Consider the following 12,727-nt stretch of genomic DNA (forward strand, 5'->3'; position numbering starts at 1 on the left):
CTACACACCTACAAATTCACAAGCGAATCATATTGATTTATTCACTTTTCACCGTTATACATTTTTCTGCCTTAATGTCCTGATTTCAGATTTGGCAGGCTCTTTGTCAAACAAACAGTAAATAAATATTGAATTATGGAAAACCAGGATATTAACGAAGAAAGCATCAATAATCAGGAAGAAAACAACGTTCAGAATGACGCAACGTCTCAGGACAATGTGACAGCAGCACCTTCTCCAGAAGAACTTTTGGCAGAAGAAAAAGACCGTTACATCAGATTGTATGCTGAATTCGAAAACTATAAAAAAAGAACAAGCAAAGAGAAGATGGAATTCTTCCAGTATGCCAACCAGGAGATGATGGTTTCAATGTTAGGGGTTTTAGATGATTTTGAAAGAGCATTAAAGGAAATCGCTAAAAACGGAAACCCGGCTGACCTGCAAGGTGTAGAGCTTATCTATCAGAAATTCAAAAATAAACTTACCGAAAAAGGCTTAAAAACAATGGAAGTAAGAGCTGGTGACAGCTTTAATGTTGATTTCCATGAAGCGATTACTCAGATCCCTGCTCCATCGGAAGATTTGAAAGGAAAAATCGTAGATGTTATTGAAACTGGATATACTTTAGGTGATAAAGTAATTCGTTTTGCAAAAGTAGTAACAGGAAATTAAAATTCATAAATGATAAATGATGAGTGATAATTGATGAATGTTTCACTTATTAGCTTTACAATATCTTTTATCATTTATCAACAATCAATTATAAAATTGTCATGTCAAAAAGAGATTATTACGAGGTTCTTGAGATCAGCAAATCTGCATCCGCCGACGAAATAAAAAAAGCATACCGTAAAATGGCCATCAAGTTTCACCCGGACAAAAATCCCGGTGATAAGGAGGCTGAAGAAAAATTTAAAGAAGCTGCTGAGGCTTACGAAGTTCTGAGCGACGATCAGAAACGTGCCAGATACGACCAGTTCGGTCATGCCGGAATGGGTGGAAATGGCGGTTTCGGAGGTGGAGGCTTCGGAGGCGGAATGAACATGGAAGATATTTTCAGCCAGTTTGGAGATATTTTCGGTGGTGGTTTCGGAGGATTTGGCGGCGGCGGTGGAGGCCGTCAGCAGGTAAAAGGTTCTAATTTAAGAATCAGAATCAAGCTGAACCTTGAGGAAATGGTAAACGGTACTCAGAAGACCATTAAAGTAAAAAAAATGAAGATGGCAGAAGGTGCCACTTCAAAAACATGTCCTACCTGTAACGGTTCCGGTGTTCAGCTTAAAGTAATGAATACCATGTTCGGTCAAATGCAAACGCAAACAACTTGTGGTACTTGCCAGGGAATCGGGAAAGTTGCTGACAAGATTCCTGCAGGAGCCAATGCACAAGGTCTTATCAAAGATGAAGAGGAAATCACGATCAACATTCCGGCAGGAGCAAGAGACGGAATTCAGCTGAATGTAAGAGGAAAAGGAAATGATGCTCCATTTGGTGGAATTCCAGGAGATTTATTGGTGATCATTGAAGAGGAAGTAGATCAAATCATTAAGAGAGAAGGCGATAATCTTCACCAGGAACTTTATGTTTCTTTTGCTGAAGCTGCGTTAGGAACGAAAAAGGAAATTCCTACCGTAGGCGGAAAAGTAAAAATTACTGTTGACCCGGGAACTCAGTCCGGAAAGATCTTAAGATTGGCAGGAAAAGGACTTCCAAGCATCGACAGCTACGGAAAAGGAGATATGTTTATCCACATCAATGTATGGACGCCACAAAAGCTTACGAAGGACCAGAAAGACTTCTTTGAAAAGCAGATGTCCAGCGGAGAAATGGTTGCAGAACCATCCGGAAAGGAAAAAACTTTTTTTGATAAAGTAAAAGATTTATTCAATTAATATAAGAGAGGCTTTTTAAGCCTCTTTTTTGTTTTGAAGAAAGCTCCGGTTTTTGTGGCAACGAAAGTAAACAATGACAACTTTGTTACTGAAAAAGCTTTATTAACAAACGTATGCCTATAGGAAAGCCATTTACCTTATTTCAACTTTTTGATCTTTTTTAATAACAATGGCTTCGACAGGCTCAGCCTGACAACGCTTAAAATTTTGGTTGGCGTTCGAGTTATCCCCTGAGCCTGTCGAAGGGCAGCCAATAAGAAAACCTTTCTTAATTATTAATCCCGAGTATTAATTAAAAGGATAAGCAACCAACTTTACTCCATCTACTTAAACATATTGAAATGAATTCTTTACGTTAAACAAAATTTCATAGGTTTCAATTATAGCAAATATCAGAATCTGCAACATTGAATAAACCAATAAAAATCCTGTACTCTCACGAATACAGGATTTTTTGGTTATTTAATTCTAATTCTGTTTTATTTTTTTGTTGCCAGGGAATAGATTCCTTTTCCTAAAGTGAAGACAGCAACCGCTGCCAATCCGCCAGCAACTCCAAGCGTAAGCTCTTTCAAAACATCCGGCCAGGTTGGAAGTATGCCATGAAAAAATTCTACTCTGTGTAGAAAAATTCCTCCAGCAACCATTATTAAAGCAATTGTTCCGACTACTCCTAATATTTTAATAACAATAGGTAAAGCCTTCACTAATACATGCCCAAGCCTCCCGAAAAAACCCTTATCGTTACTTTTTTTTATTAATTTAAAGCCTGCATCATCCATTCTTACGATCAAAGCTACAATTCCATACACTCCAACAGTCGCGATAAACGCCACCAGGCTCGTTACTAAAATCTGCGTAATGAAAGGATGGCTTTCTTCCAGTACGGTTCCTAAAGCAATGATAACGATCTCGATTGATAAGATAAAATCCGTTGTAATTGCCGATTTTACTTTCTCTTTTTCTATTTCTTCAGAACTTTTTTCGTCATCTACAATTTCCTCTATGACTTCATGCCCCTTTTTATCACGATGAAAAAGAAATTCTATTACCTTTTCAACGCCTTCAAAAGCAAGATAGAATCCTCCAAGAATCAATACATAATTAATAGCCGGAGCATACAGCCAATTGAGTAAAAAAACGATAGGCAAAATGATCAGTTTGTTGATAAAAGAACCTTTTGTAATTGCCCATAAAACCGGAATTTCCCTTGAAGAAAGAAAGCCAGTGGCCTTTTCCGCATTTACAGCCAGATCATCTCCTAAAATCCCTGCTGTTTTTTGTGTAGCAACCTTACTGGTAACCGCTACATCATCCATCAATGCTGCAATGTCATCCAAAATTGCAAAAAAGCCTGATGCCATATTTTAATAATTTTTTAATCTTTGTTAAGTCTAGCAAAAATAAATATTTAATTCCGTTTTTAGATTCATAAACTGACAATAATTTTGAAAATTATAAGAATGATTAAGCAATGCTCAGCTTTCAATATTTTATATCTTTGTTTAAAATCTATCCAATGGATGAAAACTGGGAAACCCAATTACAGAGTATATGGCTGAAACTCGGAACAATAAGCAATGAAGAGTTTATTCATCAAATTAAAAACCATACAGAATTACTAACGGATTCCCAGGCTATTGCTGATTTTGAAAAAGCCTGTGCTTTTGATTCCACGGGACATGAAAAGGAAGCAGAACCTCTGTACAGATCAGCATTAGATAAAGGACTAACCGGTTTAAGAAGGAGAAGAGCAAGAATCCAGCTGGCAAGTACCTTAAGAAATAATGGAAAGATAGAAGAAAGCATTCATATTTTAAGGGAAGAAAAAGCTAATTATTCTGATGAACTGAATGATGCAGTAGATTCTTTTTTAGCGCTGTCTCTTTCTTCAGCGGGAGAATACAAAGAAGCATTATCACTTACCCTGAAAGCAATTTCAAAACATTTGCCCAGATACAATAATTCTCTGAGCCGCTATGCTGAAAATCTATAGTTTGGCTAAGCAATTTCCCAGATAAATAATGATGCTCCTGGCAGTTGAGTATTCAAAATCTCATATAATAAATTATGTACTAACAACATAACAAAAATCTGCTTACTTTTAACCGTTTTAAAAATCTGATACTATGCGACGTCAATCCTCTGTTTTAGCCTTAATATGTTCTATTATTATGTTCGGCATATCCTGTTCTCCTTTAAAAGCCCAGACTGAAAAGAATATCAGCATTATTGATCAGGAAAAGAAAAAGCAGGAAATAGACAGTATCATAAAGGCATACGCAGCTATCAATAAATTTAATGGAACGGCTCTAATCCATTATCAGAATAAAATCATTTTTGAAAAGTCTTACGGCTGGCAAAATGCAGAAAAAAAGATACCCAATCAGAACGGAAGTGTCTATCAGATTGCTTCTTTGACCAAATCTTTCACAGCTCTGATGATTATGAAATTAAGTGAAGAGGGAAAACTTTCTGTGCATGATCCCATCTCAAAGTTTATTCACGATTATCCGAGAGGAAATGAAATCACGATAGAGCATCTGCTTACCCACACTTCTGGTATCTATGAAGTATTGCAAAATAAAGAGTATTTCAGCCTGCTTCACACCGGAAAAAGTATTACCAGAGATAAAGAGCTTTCTTATTTTAAAAACGAACCTCTGGCTTTTGAACCGGGTACCCAATTCTCATATACCAATTCAGGATATATTCTGCTGGGAATTATTATTGAGAAAATAACGGGCCTTCCTTATGAAGATGCGATAAGAAAAAACATCTTAAACCCTCTGAAGATGACTCACACCGGATTTAATTATCTGGCTCTGAAAAGTCCATACAAAACAGTTCCCTATTCATATATTTCAAAAACAAAACAGGAAAAAACAGAAGTCTGGAATTCTACATTAACAGGTCCTGCAGGACAGATTTACAGTACTGCTGAAGACCTTTACAATTATTATAAAGGATTAAAAGATTATAAAATTGTATCCAAAGAAACATTTAAAAAGGCCACAACACCTTATTTGAGCGGCTATGGTTACGGATGGTTTATTGATGGTCTGTATGGTAAAAAACTCATCAACCATGGTGGAAATATAGAAGGTTCTACAAGCTATTTTGCCATGCTTCCTGAAGAGGACCTCAGCATTATCCTTTTGAATAATATCACAAGTAAAAAGCTGGAAAAAGCTGGGAACACTATTCTAGCAGCCCTTTTAGATCAAAGCTATACTCTTCCCCAGCCTAAGAAAGAAGTCACTTTAAGTACTGATTTACTTAAAAAATATGCAGGTAATTATAAGCTTTCGGACGACAGTATTATTCATATTCTGTACGAAAACGGTCAGCTTTTTATTCAGAGCGATACTATTCCCAAAGTGAGAATGCTGGCTGAAAAAGAGGATCTGTTTTTCCTTCAGGATGATGACAGCGAAATTTCTTTCATTATCAAGAAAGGAGAAAAAGATGTTATCAGCATCAAAAAAGGACTTTCATCAAAAACCGCTGAAAAACTTTAATATTCTGATATCTATCATTGACAAGACATCAATTTTTTTGTAAATTTAATTAATGAAAAAGCTCATTCTCAGGTATCATTTTTTCGTAATGGGATGCTTCGGTTTTCTGCTGCAGTCCTGCAATACGAAGTTCAGAGTCTGGGTAGGTACCGGAGGCCAGCAGAAAATTTACAATTTAAAATACGGTGAGCATAAAAGACAGAAAATGGATGTCTTTCTTCCCAAAGATTATGCTGAAGATTCTCCTGTGGTTCTTATCGTTCATGGCGGTGCCTGGACTTTAGGTAAAAAAGAACACATGATACAGGTCCAGAAAATGCTTTTTGAAAACAGAATTCCCAGTATCAATATGAACTATAGGTTGGTTTCTGCAAAGAAAGAAATCACTTATAAGCAACAGCTTGAGGATATTGGCCTGGCGATTGAAAAATTCAATTCTTTAACGGAAAAAGCAGAGCTTCAGCCCAATAATTATATTCTTCTGGGAGAAAGTGCCGGCGGACATTTGGCGTTGCTTTACGGATATCAGCATTCTGATCAGATCAAAAAGATTATTTCTCTCAGTGGACCAACAGATTTTTACAGCTCTGAGTATCTTAAATCTTTTTATTCTAAATATACTTCTCCCACTTTTCAAAAGGTAGTAGGCAGTAAGTTTGAACGGAAAAATGTTTCTGAAGCCTTCAAAGAAGCAAGCCCTATTGCGAATATTACCAATGTTCCTACGTTGTTGTTTCAGGGTAACAATGATTTTTTGGTCAATCAGCATCAGGGAATTGCCATGGACTCAGCGCTTACCCAAATGAATATTCCGCACAAGTTTATCTTCATGAAGGGAGCAGGCCATGCCCCAAGGTTCTTCAGTAAAAGAAAAAGGGACAGCATTATCTATCCCAACATTCTGGAATGGATTAAAAAATAGCTGTTATTTAATGCAATAAATAATTAAACTACTATTTTAAACAATTCGTTCATAAAAATATTTTAAATATCCAGCATAAAAAATTTTCGCCTGCTAGATGTATTTAAAAACGTTACGTTCGCAAAGAAATTTTAAAGCTTATATATCGATCGCAAAGACACTTCGTTCAGCAAAGTAGATTACTTAGCTAAGTGAAGCGCCTCTGCGAACGAAAAGTAACGGATCATAATAATAACCTTGCGAGCTTTGCTTGGTAAAAAAACATTTCTCTTACATAAAAAAGCCGCCTCATTTCTGAGACGGCTGTATATTTTTGATTGAATTATTTCTTATTCAGAATCGTTGTTTTCATATTTGGAAAAATCATCTTTTTTTCCGAAAACAAACTTAATAATCACCGGAAGTGTTGTCACCAAAACAATCACAATAATGATATATTCCAGCTTCTCTTTCAGGTTGATTCCAAACTGCTCCATAAACAGTTTATCCAGATAATGTCCGGCAAAGATCAAAATGAACGACCATAATACAGCACCAATAATATTATCTCTTAAAAACTCTTTTTTATCCATCTTCACAATTCCTGCTACAATGGGGGTAAAAGTTCTTACAACAGGTAAGAATCTAGCCATAATAATTGCTAATGCTCCGTGTTTTTCAAAGAAGTCATGAGCCTGGTAAAGGTATTTTTTCTTGAAAAGCATTGAATCCGGTCTTTTATATAAAGCAGGCCCGGCCTTTCTTCCGAAATAATATCCAACTTCATTTCCAATAATAGCGGCAAGAGCTACTCCCGAAGCTAATAATGTAGTATCTAGGAAATCGCTTCCTGTAGATCCAAAAGTCTCTTTGATGATTTCAACAGCATAAATCCCCGAAACAAACAAAAGTGAATCTCCAGGCAGGAAAAACCCTACAAAAAGACCTGTTTCGGCAAAAACAATGAATAAAATAAGCCAAAACCCTCCCATTTTAATATAAAATTCCGGGTTTAATAAATCCTTCCAGCTATTGAAATCTTCCATAAATATCGATGAACAACAAAAGTAAGTCTAAAATATCTGAAACAAAAATTAATTATAAGATTTTAACTAAAATTCAAACATGATTTTTATAAATCGAGATCATCATCGGAAACTGCGGTCCCATCGGCCATCAGGAATGCTTTTAAGAATGGAGTAAGGTTTCCGTTCATTACCGCATCCACATCTGAAGTTTCATGACCTGAACGCACATCTTTTACCAATTTGTAAGGGTGCATTACGTAATTTCGGATCTGGCTTCCCCACTCGATCTTCATTTTGTTGGCTTCTATCTCATTTCTTGCCTTCATACGCTCTTCAAGTTCCATTTCATATAGTCTTGAACGAAGGAGCTGCATTGCTTTTTCTTTATTCTGAAGCTGAGAACGGGATTCTGAGTTTTCAATGATAATTCCGGTTGGTGCGTGACGAAGACGTACAGCGGTTTCTACCTTGTTTACGTTCTGCCCTCCTGCTCCGGAAGACCTCATCGTTTCAAAAGATATATCGGCAGGGTTAATATTGATTTCGATCGTATCATCTACCAAAGGATAAACATATACGGAAACAAAACTGGTATGACGTTTCGCATTGCTGTCGAAAGGCGAAATTCTTACTAAACGGTGCACTCCATTTTCACCTCTTAAATATCCAAAAGCAAATTCACCTTCAATTTCCAGGGTAACGGTCTTCACACCTGCTACATCACCTTCCTGAAAGTTCAGCTCACGGATTTTATATCCTTGTTTTTCTGCCCACATCGTGTACATTCTCATCAGCATAGCCGCCCAGTCGCAGCTTTCTGTACCTCCTGCCCCAGCGGTGATCTGAAGTACAGCAGAAAGCTCATCACCTTCATTGGAAAGCATGTTTTTGAATTCAAGATCCTCAATTTTTTCTACCAATTGCGGAAAGGTCTCATCCAGTTCCTTTTCAGAATCCGGATCTTCTTTAGCAAAGTCCACTAAAACCTGTATATCCTCAAACTGAGTCTGAATTTCATCATAGCTTTCCACCCATTTTTTCTTGGAACGAAGCTGTTTTAAGAATGCTTCAGCAGTTTTCGGGTTGTCCCAAAATTCAGGAGCTGCTGTTTTTTCATCATCATTGGCAATTTCTATCTTCTTTTTTTCAATCTGAAGGTATCTGTGTAAGTCTTCAATCCTGGATTGAACTTCTTTTATCTGGTCGTTGTTAATCACGAATTTTTCTTTTTACAAAAATAAGGAATTCTTTTAGAGTGGAGTATTTTGAGTTTAAAGTTCCGGGGTTAAAGTTTTGAGTCGGGTTAGAGGTTTATTAAAGTTTCATAAATTAATCAGAACTCACGATTCTCTGATGATTTCGGCTTCAAAGCTTCTTTTAAGGTATTCTTTTGATTGTTTACTTTCCGATTTGAAACCTACCATAGTTAAAGCATAGACAAACAAGAGCATAAATAAAGGAAGAAAAAATTCTACAGATATTTCTTTTTCTCTTATATCTCTTATGGACACACCTACGAAGAAAATCAGGGCAAATGAACACCAAACTATTAAAAAAAAGGTTACAAATGCATGTAATGAAAAGGTCACCTGAATTTGTGTCCCATCATTGTCATTTTGAATTCTACCGTTTATTTGAGGAATAAAAGAATTTCTATATTGAATAACTTTGCTGATTTCAAAGCTATTTTTATTGACGAAACCTTCATAATCCTTCATGGGATTTCTCCCTAAACCGAATTTTTTGGGTTCTACAAAGCCGGAAAGTCTTGTTAAAACTTCCTGTTCGGATAAATTTGTTTTGTAAGTAATACGCTCGTAAGGTAAGTATTTCATTGGTACACCTCTTTATTTTAAATCATATCAGCCATTATTTCGCCCATCTTAGGAGCCAGGGCAACTCCCATCCCTGAAAGTCTTACTGCGCAAAACTGTCTTTCTGAAAGTTGTTTTACAATGGGTGATTTTTCCTCGCCCATAGCCATTATTCCTGACCAGCGGAGTGCTATTTTAAAGTCTGTATAAGGAAGTATGACTTCTTTTAAAAAATTTTCCAAGTGATTTTGTAAAAATTCTGTCGTTTCAAAAGCCGTTGTTTCTTCTGTCTTAAAATCCTGATTTCTTCCGCCTCCCAACAGAACCTGGTTTCCTATATTCCTGAAATAATAATACCCTTCATCATAGTGAAAAGTTCCTTTCAGCTTCAATTCTTCTATGGGTTCTGTCAGAAGAATCTGTCCGCGGGCAGGAACGATATTTTCTTTTTCCAGGAATGTGGAAGTGAAAGCGTTGGTACAATAGATTATTTTATCTGCTTTTACGGAAAGACTATCAGGAAGACCAACCGCAATCTCATGGGCTGTTTCTTCAATATTTCCAACTTCTCTTCCGAATAAAAATTCCACTTTCAGCTCATGACACTTTTCAAGCAGTTTCTGCAGCAGTTTCCCTGAATGCAGACTTCCTTCACAAGGGTTTTCAATCAGAAATGACGATTTTCCCAACCCGAATTCCTGTATTTTGTCCTGTTTGAGAGTATATGTTTGATCCAGACTGGTTATTGCTTTCAGCTTTTCATTAACGGAATCAATATGGAATAAAGGTTCTTCAGTATTTAAAACTTCATAACCTCCGGTAAGTTCAAAATCAATTTCATCACTTTTAAAATAATGTTGAATTTTCTGAAGTCCGTCAAATCTCATTTTAACAAGCTCCAGCGTTTTTTCCCAGCCCATTTTCTCTGAATCAGCAATAACTTCGGTAAGGCTTCCGAAACAGGCAAACCCGGCATTCCTCGTTGAAGCTCCCAATGGAATAGCATTCCGTTCAATGATGAGAACAGATTTTTCAGGATACTTCTCCTTGATGAATATGGCTGTCCAAAGCCCGGAAAACCCGGCACCAATGATAATGATATCTCTTTTCCTGTAGAAAGTGTCCAATTCCCAAATGCTGTTCATGAGTAATGAGTAATGAATGATGAGTAATTATTCTATAAACCTAAATCACCTACCCTTTATCTTTTTCCTCCTCATTATGCTGGAATCCGATAGCTCTTTGTGGTTCTTCAACCACTCTGTAGGTTTCCAGTTCGCTCTTCAATGCCTGAATCCTGAACTTAAAATCATCAAAATTATTAATAATAGCATCCGCAAGGAATCTCGCTACCTGATCCAGATATTCTTCCGTAAGTTTTGAACCAGCATCTCTAAGTGCTCCGTTCAAAAGATCCTGATCAATCTTTAGCTTTTCATTTCTGGTTCTTTGATAGAGATTTTTAATTCTTTTCTTTAAACTTTGGGTAAAATCTATCAGCATCGTGTTGCTGAATGCTTTCATCTTTGATGAGATGTCATGCCAGAAAGGAATTTTATCTGCTTTGTTGTTTTTAAGTATTTTATAGAGTAAAGAATCCTCTTCTAATCCTCTGGTCATGGCATATAAAATGATTTCTGATCGCTCTGAAGCGTTGGGAGGAAAGATCGGAATCATCACATCAAATCTTCCCGGAGCCAGAATTTCTTCGTCAATTTCTGAAACAGAATTGGCAGAGCCAACCATCAGAACGCCTTCTTTTTCAAATTTTCCGATATAATGAAGGATAAGCTCCTGAGCTTCAAGATTGCAGGAAGCAATATCTGTTTCGGCTCTTCTCTGCATCATAATTTCATCAAAATCATCCATGAAGAGCAGCATTTTATTTTCTTTCATCATACTTAAAAGAAAATCACTGAAGTTGATTTCATTTCCGTCAATCAAGGAAGTTCCCAGATAATGTTTCTTGACTTCTTTAAACTGATAGCCAATAATCTCAGCAATTTTATTCGCCCAGAATATTTTACCACTTCCCGGAGGTCCGTACAGAATAATTCCCGCAGGCTTATTGATTCCCCAATCTTTGATCTGCTGTGGATTCAGGAAGGGTTCCAGAACAGTAGAGGTATAAAAAAACAGATCTCTGTATCCTATAAAATCTCTTTGCTGAAGGCTGGTTTTACTCCCGAAATAATCATAGACAAACTTATAATTTCCGCCTAATTTATTATCAATTCCATAACTTGATATGGAGGATTTGAAAAAACCGTTATCAAAAATATTGAGGTTGTTATCTTTAATCACCTTTTCTACCTTGTCTTTAGGCTGATTGATGACTTTGGCAATCTGTTCAAGCGTTTTATTTTTGTCCAGATCTTTTTCATATAATCTTAAAAAATCTACGTTTTCGCGGGCAAATTTTTCAAAATCATCTTTGACTTCAAAATTCGTACTGACACAGTCTACCAATTCAAGATCGAAATCCTGTATAAACTGTTTTATGGCTTCTGCAGAAACATTCAGTTCTTCTGCCAGTTCAATTAGCTTCATAAGTATTGATTAATTCTATCAAATTTAATGTATTTACAAATAAATTGACATTGATTTATGATAATTCTGTAACATTATCTAATTTATATAGACTACTACTATGTAAAACAAATTACATGGAAAAGATTTTATCAGTAAAAAATTTAACGAAAAAATTCAAAAGGGTTGTGGTTAACAATATCTCTTTTGACGTTGAAAAAGGAAATGTTTATGGGCTTCTGGGTCCGAATGGAAGCGGAAAATCCACTACTTTCGGGATGTTGCTTTCAACCATCAATCCTACCAGCGGAGACTGGTTCTGGTTTGGTAAAAAGGGAACTGATCCGGAAACTTTAAAAAAGATCGGAGCAATTATTGAACAACCCAACTTTTACCCTTATTTAAGTGCAGAAACCAATCTTAAAATTGTAGCAGAAATTAAAAATGCTCCTTATTCAAGGATTGATGAAGTCTTGAAAACCGTAAACCTGTTTGAAAGGAGAAAAGATACGTTCAAAACCTTTTCTCTGGGAATGAAACAACGTCTTGCTATTGCTTCAGCGATGCTGAACAACCCTGAAGTAATGATATTGGATGAACCGACCAACGGACTGGATCCGGAAGGAATTATTCAGATCAGAGAAATCATCAGTGATATTGCCAAACAGGGAATCACGATCATTATTGCCAGCCACCTTTTGGATGAAATTGAAAAAATCTGCAGCCATGTGATTGTATTGAAAGAAGGAAACTCCATCTACTGCGGAAGAGTGGATGAAATGACTTCCAACAACGGATATTTTGAATTGAAAGCAGATAATAATACACTTCTTTTCAACACGTTGAATGAGCTGCCATGGTTTAGTTTTGTCAATCAGGACAGAGATTATATTAAAGCTCAGATCCGTGATGATGCATCAATTTCTGCTTCGGCACTGAATCAGAAACTGGCTGAGAAAGGGATTTTCTTATCTCATTTGGCCAAGAAAAAACTTTCTCTTGAATCTCAATTCCTTGAACTTGTAAAAAACACCAACTAATC

At 36.4% G+C, this 12,727-nt stretch carries 12 protein-coding genes; 6 read left to right on the forward strand and 6 right to left on the reverse strand.

From position 1 onward, the window contains the following. Positions 1-132: 132 nt before the first annotated feature. Together FN817_RS19565 and dnaJ are read left to right on the forward strand one after the other, a co-directional pair. The gene (locus FN817_RS19565; protein ID WP_394345054.1) at positions 133-672 is read left to right on the forward strand and encodes a nucleotide exchange factor GrpE; all 540 of its coding nucleotides are present in this window, start codon (positions 133-135) and stop codon (positions 670-672) included. Between the two features lie 101 nt (positions 673-773). Then, entirely contained in the window at positions 774-1,892 is a 1,119-nt protein-coding gene (gene dnaJ / locus FN817_RS19570; RefSeq protein WP_142719404.1) for a molecular chaperone DnaJ, read from the forward strand. Between the two features lie 479 nt (positions 1,893-2,371). Here dnaJ and FN817_RS19575 read toward each other — a convergent pair whose 3' ends face one another. Continuing rightward, positions 2,372-3,256 (reverse strand): DUF808 family protein, encoded by an 885-nt coding sequence (locus FN817_RS19575; RefSeq protein ID WP_142719405.1) that lies wholly within the window; start codon positions 3,254-3,256, stop codon positions 2,372-2,374. A 155-nt stretch (positions 3,257-3,411) separates the two neighbouring features. Between FN817_RS19575 and FN817_RS19580 the strand changes: the two genes are divergently transcribed. The 3 genes from FN817_RS19580 (at position 3,412) to FN817_RS19590 (ending at position 6,335) form a co-directional block, all read left to right on the forward strand. Next, positions 3,412-3,888 carry a tetratricopeptide repeat protein gene (locus FN817_RS19580; RefSeq protein WP_228451615.1) on the forward strand — a complete coding sequence of 159 codons (477 nt, stop codon included), beginning with the start codon at positions 3,412-3,414 and terminating at the stop codon, positions 3,886-3,888. 133 nt (positions 3,889-4,021) lie between these two features. After that, the gene (locus FN817_RS19585) at positions 4,022-5,413 is read left to right on the forward strand and encodes a serine hydrolase (RefSeq protein WP_142719407.1); all 1,392 of its coding nucleotides are present in this window, start codon (positions 4,022-4,024) and stop codon (positions 5,411-5,413) included. Positions 5,414-5,465: 52 nt separating this feature from the next. Beyond that, positions 5,466-6,335, forward strand: a complete 870-nt coding sequence (locus tag FN817_RS19590; RefSeq protein ID WP_142719408.1) for an alpha/beta hydrolase — start codon at positions 5,466-5,468, stop codon at positions 6,333-6,335. A gap of 329 nt (positions 6,336-6,664) precedes the next feature. Here the strand turns inward: FN817_RS19590 and FN817_RS19595 are convergent, their stop codons facing one another. The 5 genes from FN817_RS19595 to FN817_RS19615 form a co-directional block, all read right to left on the reverse strand. Continuing rightward, complete coding sequence (locus tag FN817_RS19595; RefSeq protein WP_047423683.1) at positions 6,665-7,360, reverse strand: DedA family protein; 696 nt, start codon at positions 7,358-7,360, stop codon at positions 6,665-6,667. A gap of 86 nt (positions 7,361-7,446) precedes the next feature. Beyond that, positions 7,447-8,559: a peptide chain release factor 2 gene (gene prfB / locus FN817_RS19600; protein WP_047423685.1), complete on the reverse strand. Its 1,113-nt coding sequence runs from the start codon at positions 8,557-8,559 to the stop codon at positions 7,447-7,449. Positions 8,560-8,682: 123 nt separating this feature from the next. Next, the gene (locus FN817_RS19605) at positions 8,683-9,177 is read right to left on the reverse strand and encodes a hypothetical protein (protein WP_142719409.1); all 495 of its coding nucleotides are present in this window, start codon (positions 9,175-9,177) and stop codon (positions 8,683-8,685) included. Positions 9,178-9,194: 17 nt separating this feature from the next. Beyond that, on the reverse strand, positions 9,195-10,301 hold the full coding sequence (locus FN817_RS19610; RefSeq protein ID WP_142719410.1) for an NAD(P)/FAD-dependent oxidoreductase: 1,107 nt from the start codon (positions 10,299-10,301) through the stop codon (positions 9,195-9,197). Positions 10,302-10,350: 49 nt separating this feature from the next. Then, the gene (locus tag FN817_RS19615; protein ID WP_142719411.1) at positions 10,351-11,706 is read right to left on the reverse strand and encodes an ATP-binding protein; all 1,356 of its coding nucleotides are present in this window, start codon (positions 11,704-11,706) and stop codon (positions 10,351-10,353) included. A 116-nt stretch (positions 11,707-11,822) separates the two neighbouring features. Here FN817_RS19615 and FN817_RS19620 point away from each other — a divergent pair, with 116 nt between their 5' ends. Beyond that, positions 11,823-12,725: an ABC transporter ATP-binding protein gene (locus FN817_RS19620; protein WP_142719412.1), complete on the forward strand. Its 903-nt coding sequence runs from the start codon at positions 11,823-11,825 to the stop codon at positions 12,723-12,725. The last annotated feature ends 2 nt before the right edge of the window (positions 12,726-12,727 follow it).

The sequence above is a fragment of the Chryseobacterium rhizoplanae genome (assembly GCF_900182655.1).
Classification (GTDB): Bacteria; Bacteroidota; Bacteroidia; order Flavobacteriales; family Weeksellaceae; genus Chryseobacterium; species Chryseobacterium rhizoplanae.

Coding starts and splice junctions, on each gene's coding strand:
- dnaJ (WP_142719404.1), top strand. CDS start 774: ATGTCAAAAAGAGATTATTACGAGGTTCTTGAGATCAGCAAATCTGCA.
- FN817_RS19575 (WP_142719405.1), bottom strand. CDS start 3,256: ATGGCATCAGGCTTTTTTGCAATTTTGGATGACATTGCAGCATTGATG.
- FN817_RS19580 (WP_228451615.1), top strand. CDS start 3,412: ATGGATGAAAACTGGGAAACCCAATTACAGAGTATATGGCTGAAACTC.
- FN817_RS19585 (WP_142719407.1), top strand. CDS start 4,022: ATGCGACGTCAATCCTCTGTTTTAGCCTTAATATGTTCTATTATTATG.
- FN817_RS19590 (WP_142719408.1), top strand. CDS start 5,466: ATGAAAAAGCTCATTCTCAGGTATCATTTTTTCGTAATGGGATGCTTC.
- FN817_RS19595 (WP_047423683.1), bottom strand. CDS start 7,360: ATGGAAGATTTCAATAGCTGGAAGGATTTATTAAACCCGGAATTTTAT.
- FN817_RS19605 (WP_142719409.1), bottom strand. CDS start 9,177: ATGAAATACTTACCTTACGAGCGTATTACTTACAAAACAAATTTATCC.
- FN817_RS19610 (WP_142719410.1), bottom strand. CDS start 10,301: ATGAACAGCATTTGGGAATTGGACACTTTCTACAGGAAAAGAGATATC.
- FN817_RS19615 (WP_142719411.1), bottom strand. CDS start 11,706: ATGAAGCTAATTGAACTGGCAGAAGAACTGAATGTTTCTGCAGAAGCC.
- FN817_RS19620 (WP_142719412.1), top strand. CDS start 11,823: ATGGAAAAGATTTTATCAGTAAAAAATTTAACGAAAAAATTCAAAAGG.